General features: G+C 72.2%; 13 protein-coding genes and 1 pseudogene. 7 read left to right on the top strand and 7 right to left on the bottom strand.

Translation table 11 applies throughout. The features are described from left to right. The first annotated feature begins 268 nt into the window (after positions 1 to 268). A pseudogene (locus tag ACFYW1_RS36515) lies at positions 269 to 1391 on the top strand (MFS transporter). 240 nt (positions 1392 to 1631) lie between these two features. Here the strand turns inward: ACFYW1_RS36515 and ACFYW1_RS36510 are convergent. The 3 genes from ACFYW1_RS36510 to ACFYW1_RS36500 form a co-directional block, all read right to left on the bottom strand. Beyond that, positions 1632 to 2498, bottom strand: a complete 867-nt coding sequence (locus ACFYW1_RS36510) for a GNAT family N-acetyltransferase (RefSeq protein ID WP_389003555.1) — start codon at positions 2496 to 2498, stop codon at positions 1632 to 1634. Between the two features lie 964 nt (positions 2499 to 3462). Beyond that, complete coding sequence (locus ACFYW1_RS36505; protein WP_389003614.1) at positions 3463 to 3702, bottom strand: hypothetical protein; 240 nt, start codon at positions 3700 to 3702, stop codon at positions 3463 to 3465. A gap of 704 nt (positions 3703 to 4406) precedes the next feature. After that, positions 4407 to 5087, bottom strand: coding sequence for a class I SAM-dependent methyltransferase (locus ACFYW1_RS36500; protein WP_389003552.1), 681 nt, complete (start codon positions 5085 to 5087; stop codon positions 4407 to 4409). A gap of 312 nt (positions 5088 to 5399) precedes the next feature. Between ACFYW1_RS36500 and ACFYW1_RS36495 the strand changes: the two genes are divergently transcribed. After that, on the top strand, positions 5400 to 6014 hold the full coding sequence (locus ACFYW1_RS36495; protein ID WP_389003549.1) for a PadR family transcriptional regulator: 615 nt from the start codon (positions 5400 to 5402) through the stop codon (positions 6012 to 6014). A 121-nt stretch (positions 6015 to 6135) separates the two neighbouring features. On the opposite strand, the gene ACFYW1_RS36490 is transcribed toward ACFYW1_RS36495, so the two are convergent. Then, the gene (locus tag ACFYW1_RS36490; protein WP_389003546.1) at positions 6136 to 6564 is read right to left on the bottom strand and encodes an SRPBCC family protein; all 429 of its coding nucleotides are present in this window, start codon (positions 6562 to 6564) and stop codon (positions 6136 to 6138) included. 61 nt (positions 6565 to 6625) lie between these two features. After that, on the bottom strand, positions 6626 to 6847 hold the full coding sequence (locus ACFYW1_RS36485; RefSeq protein ID WP_385595818.1) for a hypothetical protein: 222 nt from the start codon (positions 6845 to 6847) through the stop codon (positions 6626 to 6628). A gap of 246 nt (positions 6848 to 7093) precedes the next feature. Between ACFYW1_RS36485 and ACFYW1_RS36480 the strand changes: the two genes are divergently transcribed. Further along, positions 7094 to 7663, top strand: a complete 570-nt coding sequence (locus tag ACFYW1_RS36480) for a Clp protease N-terminal domain-containing protein (RefSeq protein ID WP_389003542.1) — start codon at positions 7094 to 7096, stop codon at positions 7661 to 7663. A gap of 179 nt (positions 7664 to 7842) precedes the next feature. Then, entirely contained in the window at positions 7843 to 8868 is a 1026-nt protein-coding gene (locus ACFYW1_RS36475) for a DMT family transporter (protein ID WP_389003539.1), read from the top strand. A 17-nt stretch (positions 8869 to 8885) separates the two neighbouring features. Here ACFYW1_RS36475 and ACFYW1_RS36470 read toward each other — a convergent pair whose 3' ends face one another. Next, on the bottom strand, positions 8886 to 9578 hold the full coding sequence (locus tag ACFYW1_RS36470; RefSeq protein ID WP_389003536.1) for a pyridoxamine 5'-phosphate oxidase family protein: 693 nt from the start codon (positions 9576 to 9578) through the stop codon (positions 8886 to 8888). 35 nt (positions 9579 to 9613) lie between these two features. Between ACFYW1_RS36470 and ACFYW1_RS36465 the strand changes: the two genes are divergently transcribed. Beyond that, on the top strand, positions 9614 to 10945 hold the full coding sequence (locus tag ACFYW1_RS36465) for an aminotransferase class I/II-fold pyridoxal phosphate-dependent enzyme (RefSeq protein ID WP_389003533.1): 1332 nt from the start codon (positions 9614 to 9616) through the stop codon (positions 10943 to 10945). A gap of 86 nt (positions 10946 to 11031) precedes the next feature. On the opposite strand, the gene ACFYW1_RS36460 is transcribed toward ACFYW1_RS36465, so the two are convergent. Further along, positions 11032 to 12039: a DMT family transporter gene (locus ACFYW1_RS36460; RefSeq protein ID WP_389003530.1), complete on the bottom strand. Its 1008-nt coding sequence runs from the start codon at positions 12037 to 12039 to the stop codon at positions 11032 to 11034. A 74-nt stretch (positions 12040 to 12113) separates the two neighbouring features. Between ACFYW1_RS36460 and ACFYW1_RS36455 the strand changes: the two genes are divergently transcribed. Together ACFYW1_RS36455 and ACFYW1_RS36450 are read left to right on the top strand one after the other, a co-directional pair. Beyond that, complete coding sequence (locus ACFYW1_RS36455; RefSeq protein ID WP_389003527.1) at positions 12114 to 13022, top strand: LysR family transcriptional regulator; 909 nt, start codon at positions 12114 to 12116, stop codon at positions 13020 to 13022. A gap of 177 nt (positions 13023 to 13199) precedes the next feature. Continuing rightward, on the top strand, positions 13200 to 15389 hold the full coding sequence (locus ACFYW1_RS36450) for an MMPL family transporter (protein ID WP_389003524.1): 2190 nt from the start codon (positions 13200 to 13202) through the stop codon (positions 15387 to 15389). Positions 15390 to 15393: the final 4 nt, after the last annotated feature.

Below are 15393 nucleotides of genomic sequence, written 5' to 3'. Positions count from 1 at the left end.
CGCGGGGCACGCGACCGTCCGCCCCGGGGGCCCGGCCCTTTCCCGGCCGGCCGGCGATGGCCGGGGCCCGGGTTCGACGAATGACCCACGAGGAGCTGAGGCATGCCCGGTCGCCCGAGCGCGCGTTGACGCCGTAGGCCGTGATCGGCCCGACAACGCGTGCTGCCCCAGATGCTGCGGCACAGCGAGGCTTTTCCCGCCCGAGCCGTCGGTGCGCCCGTCGCGCACCGGGCGACGGGCCGCCTCATCGGCGGCCCGAGGGGTCGCCGTGCCGTCCGCTTCGTCCTCCGCCGTATCCGATTCCGGCCGTCCCGTGCCGTCGACCCTGTGGCGGGACGACGACTTCGGCCGCCTCCGGGTGGGGCAGACGGCCTCCCGACTGGGCGAACACACAAGCCTGTTGGTGCTGACGCTCTTCGCCGTCCTGACGGTCGACGCCGGCGCCGGCCGACTGGGCGTGCTCCGCGCGGCGGGGCAGGCACCGGCGCTGCTGCTCACGCTCTTCGTCGGCGCGTGGGTGGACGGATGGCGGACCCGCACGGTGATGGTGCTGTCGGACGCAGGCCGGGCCCTGATACCGGGCACCGCCGCGGTGGCCGGACTCCTGGGCCTGCTCGGCCCGCCCGCGCTCCTCGTGGTCGCCTTCGCCGTCGGGGCCCTTTCCGTGTTCTTCGACGTGGCGTACCAGGCGTCTCTCGTACGGCTGGTGCGGCGCGACCGGCTGGCGGGGCAACAGCGCGCTCGAGGGCAGCCGGTCCGCGGCACAGGCCGCCGGTCCCGCCCTCGGCGGTGGGCCGGTGTCCCTGCTGTCGGCGCCGATCGCCGTGGCCTGCGGGGCGTTGTTCGTCGTTCCTGTCGATCCGGCGGATCCGGCGCCGTGAACCGGTTCCGGGGCGTCCGGAACATTCGGAGGGGCCGGAACATTCAAAGCGGCCGAAGCTCGCGGCGCTGGGCCGGGCGCCCTCCTGGGGTCGGCGCCGGCCGCCCGCCTGCCGGGCCGGTTCGGTTACGGCGCGGTGCTCGTGTCCGCGGCGGTACCGGGCGACGGCGCATTCCTGTGCGTGCCCGCACTGCGGGGTTCTCCCGCGGTGACGGGCCCTGCGCTTCTCGCGATCGGCTTCGTGTTCGGGGCGGGCGGTCAGATGGTGAACGTCACGGTCATGGCCGTCCGGCAGGCGGTGACTCCGGCCGGGACGCAGGGCCGGGCGGCCGCGACGATCACGTTCGTCGGCATGGGCCCGGCCCCGCTCGGCTCGCTGCTCGGCGGCTTCCTCGCGCAGCAGTGGGGACTGCGCACCGGCCTCCTGGCGGCGGCCGTGGGCATGATGCTGTCCCCACTGCTGATGACTCCGTCCCCTCTCGCACGCCTGGGACAAACCCTGCCGAGCTGAGGGAGCGTCACATTCCGGTCCCCGCGTAGCGAGCTGCGCGGCCCGCCGGGTGGGCCCGGGCGGAGGCATCGGCCCGGAAGTGGCGCCGCTCGCCCGGGTGCTGCGCCGGCACGACTGCCGGAGCGACAGACGTCGAGGCCGGCGGACGGGAGCAGCGCCCCAGCGGTGAAGGGCGGCCATGCCGACACGGTGGCCGTACGAGGCGCTGCCGCATGGTGAGGAGGTCCGGAGACCTCGACGTCAGACCTTCCGGATCCGGTCGGCGATCTCCGGCCCCGCCGCGAACCCGGCCGCCCTGTACGTCGCGACGCCGCCGACGTTGGAGCTCGGCGTGCACACACGGACACTCGACGAGCCCATCTCCCGCAGCGCGACCGCCCCGGCGACGGTGATCGCCCGGCCGTAGCCGCGGCCGCGGTGGTCCGCATGGACGCCCATCGGCTCGACCAGCCCCGGTCTCCCCGGGCCGGCCGACCAGACCGTCACCATCGCCGCGGGGTTGCCCCGGTCGTCGTAAGCGCCCAGGCACCGGGCGTCGGCGTAGAACGGTCCCGCGGACATCTCGTGCCAGTACTCGCGCGTGGGCCTCGTGGTGTTGAACGCGGACCGCAGGACGTCGGCGAAGTCCTGTGCCTGCTCCGGGCCGATCGCCTCGATCCGCACGCCGGGGTCCTCCACCGCTTCGGCGAGGTCGCGGAAGAGCGGCGTCCACGGCTCGTCGAGACCCCAGCCCTCGTCGGTCAACAGGTCGTGGAGCAGCAGGCCCTGCGGTGCCTCGATGGACACCGCTCCCTCCGGCAGCACGCCGCGCTCGGGCAGCGAGAAGTCCTCGACGAGCCGCCGTGCCAGGTCCTCGTCCCGGAAGGCGTCGGGAGCGACCGTCATCCGCACCAGTGTCGGCGAATCCAGCATCCCGACGGCGAGGATCCGTCCGTCTCGGCTCCAGGTCCGGACCACCGCGGCCGTCTCGACCGTTCCGAACCGGTAGTTCCAGCCGAGGTCCCCGGGATGCAGCTGCATCGGCGCTTCGTCGTGCTGCCACTCCCGCAGCGCCGCAATGGCCTCGCGCATCCCGTCGGCCGTCGGCGTACTCAGCGCAATAGTCATAACCGGGATCCGACACCCCGTCTCGGTGGCGTGCAACCGATTAACGTGACGGCCGAGCGGTCGATCGCGGCCCAGGACGCTTGGCACCGGGTGACGGTGACAGCCGAGGCGACCGGCCTTCACCGGGGTGGGCCGGTGATCCGCTGGAACGAAGTTGGTCGGGCCGGCCCGCGTTGACCTGCGGGGACTGGATTGAACGAGAGTGCTGAGGGTCGGCCAGGCGTCCGTCAGGATGCCAGGGTCGTGGTGACCGCGGGCACCGAACCGAACGTCACGAGCGTCGCGACGTACTTGATCCCCATCACCGAACGCCCCAGCAACGGCCATGGTGCGGAGAGGATTGCTCTGAGTCGCGACAGTTGGTGCCGAGCCGGGCGAAGAGGCGTGCAAACCGCAGGGGGGAACAGTGGAGCGGATAACCGAGGACCAGATCGCGCAACTGACCGGTTTCGTGTTTGCACGAATCCCTGACGTGACCTCACTCCAAGGCGAAGCCCGTCGCGCTGCCACGGCCCTGCGGCCGGCCGCAACCAAACAGGCTGCGGCGGTGCGTTTCCGCCGGGTCTCACCGCCCGAGAACGCGGCGGGGACCGAGCTGCACGCAACCGTCTCATGGAACCTGCTGGTCGCCTTCGCCCAAATTGGCACGACCATCCGGATTTTCCTGCCGACGCCGCCATGGAGACCTTCGAGTTTGACTCCGGGTCTCCCCTCTCGATGACCGAACACCGCGAGCAGTAGGCATTACGGGACTCGGTGCAGAGAAGCCGCGTCGAGCTGAAACCAGTCCTGGGCGTCCATAGCCTCTCCCGGGCCAGCCCGACCGTGGGAAGTCGGCCGGCATGTGTGGCGGCGTATTCGTCGAGGACGACGTCGATGGCGGGACCGACGCGTCCTTTGGCCCGGCCCTGGATGGCCGCGCGCTCCTTGCGCGGGGCGAGGGCCTGGCGGACCATGTATGGGCTCACGCGATGGGCGACAGCCACCGCACGTTCGCCAGCAGCACCGCCTCCGGCGTCCCGACCTGCTCGAACCCCCAGCCGGCCTGAGCACGGGCCAGCCGCGGCATCTCGAACGCTTCCGCGTCCTTCGGCTCGATCCGCTCATCCGCGCGGACGTCGATGACCACCGCCGAGCCGTCCGCGTGGCGAGCGAAGTGGTCCGGGGCGTGCCGACGTTCTCGTCCGCCGTCGTGCCAGTACAGCCAGAACGGCTGCGAGGCGATCCCGACACCCTCGGGCCGAAGTCAAGGAGCAGGAGCCGATCCCGCTCCGACCAGGACTCGAAGCCGATGTGCTGCCCAGTTGCTGCCGCCCAGTACCGGCCCGGGAAGTGACGCTCTCCGCGAGACCAGCGAAAGGGCCGCACCGGCGCCACGTTCTCGAAACGGGTCGTCACGCAGTCGGGCAGCGGGCGCCGTTGTCGCTCGCGTGCGAGAGCTCGACGTACGGTCCTGGAAGATCCACCCTTGCCGGTACAGCCACCCAGCGCCCCCAGCGCGGTCACCTATGCGCCCAGGTCCACTGAGACGGAAGGCCAAACGACCGGGTTCGCTGAGTGAACGACTCGACTGAGTGAGAGCGGTCAGCAATCGATCACCGATCACCGACACAGGTCACGTGACCCGTGACAGTGAACCTTGACCGTTTGCCACCGAAGGTTAACCACTGCTCATTCGTGCCAACGGAGATTGACCACCCAGGTTCATGTGCTGGACACCATCCCGGTTTTCGGTGGCTTCGGAGCGGGGCGGGGCGCCGAGGCGGACTCATCGGCACCCGAGCCGGAACGACTGCGCGGTGTCGAAGCAGCGAGAACCCCCTTGGTCCATGAGGAGCCGCAGCCCGTTTTCGATGGCTCGGGTCATCCGGTCCGCCCAGAGGCCGGGCCCGCTGTGAGCGGAGGGGCTCAGCGCAGCCGCCGCGCACGCAGCACCAGGTCGTCGGTATGGTGCGCCCCGGCACCGCCCTCGGGTGCCACGCGTGGCCTCTGCTCGTCCACCTCCACCTTCCAGTCATCGGTGAGCAGGGCGGCGACCATCGAGGGCCAGACGTAGTCAGCCGGGTCGAAGCCGCTGTCGTGCGCCTGCTGGGTGTCCATCCCCGCGTGGTGGACGAGCAGCAGCACGCCGCCGGGCGCGACGGCCGCGAGCAGCGCTCGCTCGGCTGCGGCGTCGGGGGTGCGCAGCAGGGCCGGATACTGCGCGGAGACCAGGTCGAAGGAGGCCGGCGGGAGCGCCGCTTCCGTCAGCGCGGCGTGTACCCAGCGAACGGCGACGCCTGCGTCCCGCGCGTGCCCGGCCGCCCGCTCCAGCGCCACGCCCGAGACCTCGAGCGCGGTCACTTCCCAGCCGCCGCGCGCGAGCCAGACGGCGTCCGCGCCCTCGCCGCAGCCGACGTCGAGCACCCGCCCGGGCGTGAGCCCGGCGACCTCGGCCACGAGCGCACCGTTGGGCCGGCCGCTCCACAGCTGTTGTCGGTCGGCGTACCGGTTGTCCCACTCCGCCCGCACCGCGGGGTCTCCGACGTATCCGTCGCCGGGCAAGGAAGTGTCGGACGCGGGCGCTCCCGCTGCGATGTCGTCGGTCATGGGCCCAACGTCACTCATCGTGGCCCGGTCACGCCACTCCTGTTGCCGCTCCGGCAAAACGGCGCCCAAGAGGCGAGGAACAGCCGGGCGCAGTCGCACTGGACGTCCTCGAAACAGACCGGCCGCGGCATCCCTGGCCCGCGCAGTCAATCTTCGAGGGCGCAAACCGTCGTCAATCGATCTCCGGTGACAAGCGGGCAGGGCTCGCTGTCACAGGTCATCACGAGCGCAGTCGGGAAGGATTGCCATGCGATCGGTTCCGATATATCGTCGAAGCATCGCGACAGATCAACGATAGAAGGAGTGCCGGTGATGCGTTCACATGGACACGAGCATGAGTACGGGCATGGGCGCGGCGGTCCCCACCGGGGATTCAGTGACTTCGAGGGGCACCGGGCGGCCTTCGGGCAGTTCGGGCCGCCGTTCGGTGGCGGGCCCTTCGGTGGTGGCCCCTTCGGCGGTGGGCACGGCCGGGGCGGCAGGGGAAGGGCGCGGCGCGGTGATGTGCGTGCGTCGATCCTGGCGCTGCTGAAGGACCGCCCGATGCACGGGTACGAGATGATCCAGGAGATCGGCGAGCGCAGCGGCGGGGCCTGGAAGCCCAGCCCCGGCTCGGTCTACCCGACCCTCCAGCTGCTGGAGGACGAGGGGCTCATCGTCAGCGAGAGCGAGGGCGGCAAGAAGCTGTTCACGCTCACCGACGCCGGTCGCACCGAGGCCGAGTCGGGGACCGAGGCGCCCTGGGAGGAAGCCGGGCGCGGGGTCGACTGGGAGAGCCTCAACGAGATCCGGCAGGCCGGCTTCGGTCTGATGGAGGCGTTCGGCCAGGTCTGGAAGACCGGCTCCGCCGATCAGCGTCAGAAGGCGCTCACGGTCATCAACGACGCCCGCAAGAAGCTCTATCTGATCCTTGCCGACGAGCAGTGAGCCCGTGGGTACGGTGTCGGGGCCTCGCGGCCGGGTCGCGAGGCCCCTCTCCGTCGGTGGGCGGACGGTGTCGGTGGGCGGTCCTCGCGCCCTCGGGTGAGGGAACGTGGTCCTCGCGCCCTCAGGTGACGAGGCCCTCCAGCTTGTGCAGCGACTCGACGAGCGCGGCCGTCGCCGAGTCCTTGAGCCTGCCCGCCATCAGGGACACCGCGGCGCCGGTGAACTCGCCGTCTATCCGGACCGTGGTCGCGTCCCCGTCGGGGGTCAGGGAGTAGCGCATGGCGAGCGTGACCCCCATCGGTCCCTTGCCCCGGGTGGTCAGCAGGCGTGCGGTCTCCAGCTCCGCCACCGTCCACGTCACCTCGGCGGGGAAGCCCATGAGCTTCATGTTCTCCTCGTAGGTGGCCGAGAGTTCGAGCGTCTCGGGGCCGCCCTTGGGGAAGCTGGTGTGGGTGGCGTTCCATCGGTCGTACGCGGTGAAGTCCGTCAGCTGGGCCCACACCTTCTCGGCCGGTGCTCCGATGCGCGCTTCCGCACTGACTTCGGCCATGCGACCACCCCTTCTCGGCGGGTAACGGTGTCGCGGAACGTAGCCGCAGTGGCGTGAACATTCAATACTGATGAACCGTCAGATCTGTTCGGCCGGTTCCCTCGGCCCCCGCCCGCCAGATCAGGGCGGCGTCGAACCGGTCGCAGGCGCGTGGGTGCGGGCCGTCGTCGTGGCAGTGGAACGCGGCCCAGAAGAGGTCGGCGCGCAGCGCGTCCTCGGGCGCGTGGACCCGGTACACGTACTCCCGCCCGTCGAGAGCCGGCAGGGCGACCAACCAGGACACGTCCGCGGTCTCCCTTCCGGCTGTCGCATGGGTGTGGGCTGTGGGGGACGTACGGGAGGCTGTCCGCGGTTGCCCGGGGAGCGCGTGGCAAGACGGCGCGCGCCGTTTTTCCCGATCGGATCCAGAAATGGCGAGATCTCATCCGCAAGGAGGAGAAACCGCTCTGGTGTACCCAACTTGCGTGGGATGCCTGAATGGGCCCCTCCGGCGATGTCCCGGCGTCGCGGAACTGGTGGGGTGGGAGACGTGCAGAACCGGACGTCGCGGATCCCCCAGCAGCTCGCCCTCGGCCATGCCGGGCTCGACGCCAGGCTCACCGCGGAGCTGGCCGTCGTGGTGACGGGTGCCCGCAGGCGTGCGCTTCGCGACGGTGACCGACAGATCGACACGGCTCATCTGCTGCACTCTCTCATCGAATCGGACCCCGAGGTGCGGTCGGCCTTCGAAGGGGGGCCGCAACTGGCCAAAGTGCTCGGCTACCTCGTCCAGCGCAGCATCGGGTACGGGCTCCGCTGGCAGGGGTCGGTGGAGGACTCCGGTGCGGTTCCGGTCGTCCCGGACCCGCAATCCATCGTGTGGGACGTCGCGGCGGAGGGCTGGTCGCCCTCGGCCGCCTCGGCGATGGCCGGGGCGCGGAAACGGGCGGAGCTGCGCGGTGAGGCGCGGGCCGGAGGGCTCGATCTGCTCGCGGCGCTGGCCGCGGACCGCGAGTGCCGGGCCGTCGAGGTGCTGGAGCGGGCCGGGGTCGACGCGGAACGGCTCGCCGCCCGGATCGTGGGAACCACCGACCGGGAGGCGTGGGAGGCCGACGGCTGACCGGGGCCGGTCGGGCCGGTCGAGGGCGACCGGGCGGACCTGAGGGCCGGGGCGACCGGGAAGGCCGGGCGGACCGCACGGCCGGGGAACCGGGTGGGGCGGAATTGCTCATTCCATGAGGAGCGCGAGTCAGGGGTCACAGGGGTGACGCTCCTGACCTCAGCTGTCATGATGTGCCGATGCACGCGTCTCAGGGGAGAAGCGCCGGCCTGGGAATCGCCCTGGCCTCGGCCTTCGCATTCGGTGGTTCAGGGGTGGCGGCCAAGCCGCTGATCGAGGCCGGGCTCGATCCGCTCCATGTGGTGTGGCTGCGCGTGGCGGGTGCCGCCGTCATCATGCTGCCCGTGGCCTGGCGCCACCGGGACCTGGTGCGCAGCCGGCCGATCCTGCTGCTGGGCTTCGGGCTGCTCGCCGTCGCGGGCGTACAGGCCTGTTACTTCGCCGCGATCTCCCGCATCCCCGTCGGTGTCGCCCTTCTCGTCGAGTACCTGGCGCCCGCGCTGGTCCTCGGCTGGGTCCGGTTCGTGCAGCGCAGGCCGGTCACGCGGCGGGCCGCGGTCGGTGTGGTCCTCGCCGTCGGAGGGCTCGCCTGCGTGGTCGAGATCTGGTCGGGGCTGAGCTTCGACGTCGTCGGGTTGCTGCTCGCGCTCGGTGCCGCCTGCTGCCAGGTCGGCTACTTCGTCCTGTCGGACCAGGGCAGTGGGGACGGGGCGGACGGCGTCGAGCCGCCGCACCCGGTCGGCGTCATCGCGTACGGGCTGCTGATCGGCGCGATCGTCCTCACGCTGGTCGCACGGCCCTGGGGCATGGACTGGACGGTTCTGGGCGGCGACGCGGGCATGAACGGCACGGAGGTCCCCGCCTGGCTGCTGCTCGTCTGGATCGTGCTGCTGGCGACCGTGATCGCCTACGTCACCGGCGTGATCTCGGTGCGGCTGCTCTCGCCGGCCGTGGCGGGGGTGGTCGCCTGTCTGGAGGCGGTCATCGCCACCGTGCTCGCCTGGGTGATGCTCGGCGAGCACCTGTCCGCACCCCAGCTCATCGGCGGTGCCACGGTCCTGATCGGCGCCTTCATCGCCCAGTCGGCGACGCCGAAGGCCCCTTCGGGGCCCGTCGCGTCGGGAGGAGCGGGCCCCGATGAGGCGGACGGCGGCCGGGGCGCCGCCGCCGGGGGAGAGCTGCCGGCCGGCAGGGCCGCGCGGTAGGACCGGCCGTCGCCCGGTCAGAGCACCGTGATGTAGTCCGGGACGCCGATCGCGGGGTCGAGGTCGTCCGACGGGAGCGGCGTCCCGTAGCCGCGGGCGAGCGGGACGACCCCCGCCCAGTGGGGGAGCGCCAGGTCGCGGTCCTCGTCGTTGGGACCACCGGTGCGGATCTTGGCGGACACCTCCTGGAGGTCCAGCCGGATCACCGCCGTCGCCGCCAGCTCCTTCTCGTCGGCGGGCCGTGAGTCCGCCGACCTGCCCGGCACCACGTGGTCGACGATCGCGTCGAGGGCGGTCCGCCGCTCCTGCGGGTCGGTCACGGTGCGGGCGATGCCGTGCACCACCACGGAGCGGTAGTTGATCGAGTGGTGGAAGGCGGAACGGGCCAGCACCAGGCCGTCCACCTGCGTCACCGTGAGGCAGACGGGCAGGCCGGGGTCGGTGCGGCCCGCCTCGCGCAGCGGACGGGAGCCGGTCGAGCCGTGCACGTAGAGCCGGTCGCCGATCCGGCCGTAGAGGGTCGGCAGGACGACCGGCGCGCCGTTGCGGACGAAGCCCAGATGGCAGACGTACGCCTCGTCGAGTATCGAGTGGACCAGCTCCCGGTCGTACGCCGCGCGCTCCCGGGAACGGGTCGGGACGGTCCGTCCGGTCGGCGGGTACTCGGTCGCGCCCGGGTCCGTGCTCTGCGGGGAAGGGGTGTCCGACATTGCGTACTCCATTGCACTAGTGCATAATCTTGTTTGTGCTAGGAGAGTATCGGATTGTCGGGCGGCGCGCATCGGAGATTGCCGCCAGTGTGGAGCGCGGGGTCGGGTCGGGCGAGCTCGCGCCGGGTCAAGTGCTGCCACCGATGCGGGAGTTGGCGGAGGTTCTGGGGGTGAACGCGAACACGGTGGCCGCCGCGTATCGCACGCTGCGCGAGCGCGGGGTGATCGAGACGGCCGGGCGGCGGGGCAGCAGGGTGCGACCGCGCCCCGCCAGCACGGCGCGCGGTTCGCTCCGGGTCGAGGCGCCTCCCGGCGTACGGGACCTGGGCGAGGGCAACCCCGACCCGGCCCTGCTGCCCGCGCTGGGGGACGCCTTCGCGGCGGTCGCGCAGGAGTACGCCCGGCGGCCCGGTCTGTACGGGCAGGCCCCGGTGGACCCGGAGTTCGCCACGCTCGCCCGCGCCGCGCTGGACGCCGACGGCGTGCCGGCCGGACCCGTGGTCGCGGCCTCCGGCTCGCTGGACGCGATCGAGCGGGTCCTGGCCGCGCACCTCAGACCCGGTGACGCGGTGGCGGTCGAGGACCCGGGCTGGGGCAGCATGCTGGACCTCGTGCCCGCGCTGGGGCTGCGCCCCGTGCCCGTCGCGCTCGACGACGAGGGGCCGCTGCCCGATGCCGTCGAACAGGCGCTGAGGGCCGGGGCCCGTGCCCTCGTGGTCACCGGCCGGGCCCAGAACCCGACCGGCGCGGCGATCGGCGCCGGGCGGGCCTTCGAACTGCGGGGAGTCCTCGCCGGACACCGAGGGGTCCTCCTGATCGAGGACGACCACGGGCACGGCATCGTCGACCTGCCGCTGCACCCGCTGTCGGGTGCCACGGACCGCTGGGCGTTCGTGCGCTCCGTGGCCAAGGCGTACGGCCCGGACCTGCGGGTCGCCGTGCTGACCGGCGACCCGGTCACCGTCGACCGGGTCGCGGGACGGCAGCGGCTGGGGCCCGGCTGGGTCAGCAGACTGCTGCAACGGGCCGTGGTGCACCTGTGGACCTCGGGGGCCGTGGACCCCGGCAGGACGGCACGGGCGTACGGGGAGCGGCGGGACGCCCTCGTCCGGGCATTGGAGGAGCGGGGGGTGGAGGCCCACGGGCGCAGCGGGATGAACGTGTGGGTGCCGGTCAGCGACGAGACGGGCGCCGTGGCGCGGCTGCTGCGCTCCGGCTGGGCCGTCGCGCCCGGGGCGCGGTTCCGGGTGGCCGCGTCCCAGGGGATCAGACTCACCGTCTCGCCGCTCGCCATGGCCGACATCGAGCCGCTCGCCGACGCGGTGGCGGCAGCGGCGGGTCCGGCGCAACCGCTGACCTACGGATGACGCCGGGGGCCGGGGGTGGGCGGGGGCGGCCTCGGGACCCCTGGGGCCTTGAGGTTCCCCGAAGCCTTCGGGGCCGCCGGGTGTCGTCAGCGGCCGCGGGTCCTGCTCTGGGTGAGGGCGGCGCCCGCCAGCACGACGAGGGCGCCGACCGGGGTGTTCCAGCTCAGCCGTTCCCCGAGCAGGGCCACCCCGGCCGCGGTGGCGATGACCGGAATGAAGTAGGTGACCATCTGCGCGGTCGTCGGGCCGACCTCCTCCACCAGGCCGTACTGCAACAGCACCGCGAGGCCCGTGCCGAGCGCCCCGAGGGCGAACACCGCCAGGGTCGGCAGCAGCGGGAAGCCGTCGGGGGCCGAGGTGAACAGCGGGGTCACCACGGCGAGCTGCACCGTGCCGAGGAAGAGCTGGCTCCCGGTGAGCGCGAGCGTCGACGAACCGCTGCCCGCCAGGGTCCTGCGGACGTAGATCCAGCCGATCGGGTAGCTCAGCGAGGCCAGCAGGGCCATGGCCGTACCGCCGAAGTCCAGCCCGGAAAAACCCTGCCAGGCGCCGAGCACGGTCAGCACCCCGAGGAAGCCGAGCCCGAGACCGGCGACGCGGCGCCGGGTCGGACGGTCCTCGGAGAGCGCCACGAGCGACAGCGCCATGCCCCACAGGGGCGACGTCGCGTTGCAGATGCCCGCCAGCGTCGAGGGGATGCTCAGCTCGGCGTAGGCGAAGAGCGAGAACGGGAGCGCGTTCAGGAAGAACGCGGCCACGGCCAGATGGCCCCAGGTGCGCGCGCCGCGCGGCAGCCGTTCGCGCCGCACCGCGATCGCGGCCACCAGCACCGCCGTGCCCGCCACGAGGCGGCCGAGGGTGACCTGGAACGGGGCGTACCCCTCGGTGCCGACCTTGATCAGCAGGAAGCTGAAGCCCCAGATGAGCGAGAGCGCCCCGAAACGGATCCGCCAGTCCAGCGCCCGGCGGGCGGGGGCCGGGGCCGCGGCCGGCGAGGACGTTCCCGTCGCGGTGTTCGGCGGCAGGACAGGGGCTGGGGCGGGGACGGGGGACTCTTCGGGAGGCGTGGTCCCCGGTGCGGCGGTGGCGCTCATGGGATCAACGATGGAGGCCATGACCGCGTAGGACAAGCGAGATTTTGTGCGAGTGTCTGCGTAGCATTGCTTACATGTTGAATCTGGAGCGCCTGCGCACCCTGGACGCCTTCGCCCGGCACGGTTCGGTCAGCGGCGCCGCGGAGGGGCTGCACGTGACCACCTCGGCCGTCTCCCAGCAGATGGCGAAGCTGGAGCGGGAGGTGGGGCAGCAGCTCCTGGCCAAGAACGGACGCGGGGTCCGGCTCACCGACGCCGGCCGGCTGCTCGCCGACCACGCGGCCCGGATCCTGTCCCAGGTCGAACTGGCCCAGTCCGACATCGAGGCGCAGCGCGGCGAGGTGGTGGGTGAGATCCTGCTCTCGGCCTTCCCGACGGCGGCGCGCGGGCTCTTCCCCGCGGCGCTGCGCACGCTGCGCACGGACCATCCCGAACTGCGCGTGCGCACCCGGGAACTGGAGCCCGAGGACGGAATCCGCGCGGTGCTCAGGGGCGACACGGACCTCGCCGTGGTGCTGGACTGGAGCAACAAGCGCCTGCCCGTGCCCGGCGGCCTGTCCAAGGCCGAACTGCTGGACGACGCACCGGACATCGCGATGCCCGCAGATCACCGGTTCGCGGACCGGACCGAGGTGGACCTGGAGGACTTCGCCGACGACGACTGGGTGTCCTGGCCCGAGGGAGAGTTCTGCTACGACTGGCTGATGTTCACCCTCCGCTCCAAGGGCATCGAGCCGCGCATCGCGCACCTGGCGGGCGAACACCACACCCAACTCGCCCTGATCGCCGCCGGGATGGGCGTCTGCGTGGCACCGAGACTCGGCCGCGGCCCGGTGCCCGAAGGGGTGCGGCTCGTGCCGGTGCGGCAGAAGATGCGCAGGCATGTCCACGCAGTGTGGCGCACCGACGCGGACCGGCGCCCGTCGATCAGGGCCGCGGTGGGGGCCCTGCGCGCGGCCGGCCGGATCCTGGACGTGCCGTGAGCAGCGGAAGCGTCCTGAGCCATGGACGTACGCCGAGCCGCGGCCGTGCCCTGAGCCGGGTATGCCCGCGCGGCGTGCGGGGGTTCTCCCCCGTGGCCAGGTCCACCGATCGGTGGACGGCAGGTTCAACCTGACACCTCTGTCCGTCAACTGCCCTGGTCAACAAGGCTTTCGGGCATGAACTCATTCACTGTGCGCATGGCGCGCCGCAGCGCGCGGCACCCCTGGTGGGCACTCGCCGGCTGGTTGGCGTTCGTGGCGCTGTGCCTGGTCGTCGGCGGGGCCGTCGGCACCCACGAGGCCAGGACGGCCGACTACCGCGTGGGGGAGGCGGGCCGGGCCGAGGCCATGGCGGCCGAGGGGCGCCTGGAACGCCGCTCCACCGAACAGGTGTTGATATCAGCCCGCTCGGGCACCGTGGACGGGCCGGCCGCCGAGGCGGCCGCACGGGACCTCACGGCCCGGATGCGGAAGCTCCCGGAGGTCGCGGACGTGGCCGCTCCGCTGTGGTCGGACGACGGCCGGATCCTCATGGTCGAAGTGGCCCTGAAGGGCGAGGAACGGGACGCGGAGGACAAGGTCGACGCGCTGATGGCGCAGACCTCGGCCGTTCAGGAGTCCCGCCCCGGGCTGCTGCTGGAGCAGACGGGCAGCCCCTCCACCAGCAAGGGCGTCGACCAGCAGCGCGACGACGACCTGGCCCTGTCCGAGAAGATCACCCTGCCGGTCACCCTGATCACACTGCTGGTCGTCTTCGGATCGGTGGTCATGGCCGCGGTGCCGCTGCTGCTCGCGCTCTCCTCGATCGCGGCGGCCATCGGCCTGTCGATGGTGGTCTCGCACCTGTCGCCCGATGCCGGGGTCGGCACGAACGTCATCCTGATGATCGGCCTCGCGGTCGGCGTCGACTACACACTCTTTTACCTCAAGCGGGAACGCGAGGAACGGGCCCGCAGCGGCGGCCGGCTGAGCACCGGGGCGCTGGTGGAACTGGCGGCGGCCACCTCGGGCCGGGCGGTCGTGGTCTCGGGACTGGCGGTCGCCGTCTCCACCGCGACGCTGTACCTGGCCTCCGACGTGATCTTCTCCTCGCTCGCCACCGGAACCATCGTGGTCACGCTGGTCGCAGTCACCAGCTCCCTGACGGCGCTGCCCGCGCTGCTGACCGTGCTCGGACGGCGGGCGGAACGGCGCGCCCGGCACCGGGCCGAACACGGGAAACGGCCCCGGCGCCCCGCCCGCGAGGGCCCGGGCCGGATCTGGACGGCGCTGCTGCGTCCCGCGGGCCGGCACCCCCTCGCCACGCTCTGCGTCCCGGTCCTCGCCCTGCTCGCGCTCGCCCTGCCCCTCACCGGGCTGAAGATCACGGAGATGAGCCGGGACACGCACTCCCGCGAAATTCCCGCGATGCGGGTCTACGACCGCCTCAACGAGGCATTCCCCGAGCAGCGGGTCACCCATGACGTCGTCGTGCGCGCCGACGCCCCGCGCAGCCGGGAGATCACCGCGGCGCTGCGCGAACTCGCCCGGCTCGCCGACAAGGATCCGCTGTTCGCCGACGGCTCGCGCATCGACACCTCGGCCGACCACCGGATCGGCGTGCTGCGGCTGAGGACGCCGTACCTCGGCAACTCCCCGCAGGCCCGCGACTCCCTCGCCCACCTGCGCGAGGAGTACCTGCCGGCCACCGTCGGACGGATCGCGGGAGCGGAGTACGGCGTCAGCGGGGACGTGGCCCGGTACGCCGACTACCCGGCCCACCAGAACAGCAGGATCCCGCTCGTCCTCGGGGCGCTGCTGCTGGTGACCTTCGCGATGACCGTGTACGCCTTCCGTTCCGTGGTGCTCGGCCTGATCGGGGTCGCGCTCAACCTGCTCTCCGCCGCGGCCGCCCTCGGACTGCTCGTCCTCGTCTTCCAGGACACCTGGGCCGAGGGGCTGCTGGGCTTCACGTCCACCGGCTCGATCGGGTCGCGCGTCCCGCTCTTCCTCTTCGTCATCCTCTTCGGGCTCTCCATGGACTACCAGGTGTTCGTGGTGAGCCGGATCAGGGAGGCGGTGCTCGCCGGTGTACCCACCCGGCAGGCAGTCCTCGACGGAATCCGTACGTCGGCGAGCGTGGTCACCAGCGCGGCGGTCGTGATGACGACCGTCTTCGTGAGCTTCGTCCTGCTGCACATCATCGAGATGAAGCAGATCGGCTTCGTGCTCGCGGCGGCCGTGCTGCTCGACGCCTTCGTCGTCCGCATCATGATCCTGCCGGCGGCGCTGCTCCTGCTGGGCGAGGCGACCTGGTGGCCGTCGCGCCCCGCTCGGACCGAACCGGCCACGGACGTCCGCGTCGAACTCCCGGCCGACGTACGTTGATCGG

The organism is Streptomyces sp. NPDC002669, from assembly GCF_042889165.1.
GTDB lineage: Bacteria > Actinomycetota > Actinomycetes > Streptomycetales > Streptomycetaceae > Streptomyces.
Note: the sequence above shows the minus strand (reverse complement) of the source record. Positions and strands in the feature narration are given on the sequence as shown.

What these genes read in the sequence shown, in the direction of transcription:
- ACFYW1_RS36500 (WP_389003552.1), bottom strand. Translation starts at nt 5,087, where the DNA reads ATGACCGACGACATCGCAGCGGGAGCGCCCGCGTCCGACACTTCCTTG.
- ACFYW1_RS36495 (WP_389003549.1), top strand. Translation starts at nt 5,400, where the DNA reads ATGCGTTCACATGGACACGAGCATGAGTACGGGCATGGGCGCGGCGGT.
- ACFYW1_RS36460 (WP_389003530.1), bottom strand. Translation starts at nt 12,039, where the DNA reads ATGAGCGCCACCGCCGCACCGGGGACCACGCCTCCCGAAGAGTCCCCC.
- ACFYW1_RS36455 (WP_389003527.1), top strand. Translation starts at nt 12,114, where the DNA reads ATGTTGAATCTGGAGCGCCTGCGCACCCTGGACGCCTTCGCCCGGCAC.
- ACFYW1_RS36470 (WP_389003536.1), bottom strand. Translation starts at nt 9,578, where the DNA reads ATGTCGGACACCCCTTCCCCGCAGAGCACGGACCCGGGCGCGACCGAG.
- ACFYW1_RS36450 (WP_389003524.1), top strand. Translation starts at nt 13,200, where the DNA reads ATGAACTCATTCACTGTGCGCATGGCGCGCCGCAGCGCGCGGCACCCC.
- ACFYW1_RS36475 (WP_389003539.1), top strand. Translation starts at nt 7,843, where the DNA reads ATGCACGCGTCTCAGGGGAGAAGCGCCGGCCTGGGAATCGCCCTGGCC.
- ACFYW1_RS36510 (WP_389003555.1), bottom strand. Translation starts at nt 2,498, where the DNA reads ATGACTATTGCGCTGAGTACGCCGACGGCCGACGGGATGCGCGAGGCC.
- ACFYW1_RS36490 (WP_389003546.1), bottom strand. Translation starts at nt 6,564, where the DNA reads ATGGCCGAAGTCAGTGCGGAAGCGCGCATCGGAGCACCGGCCGAGAAG.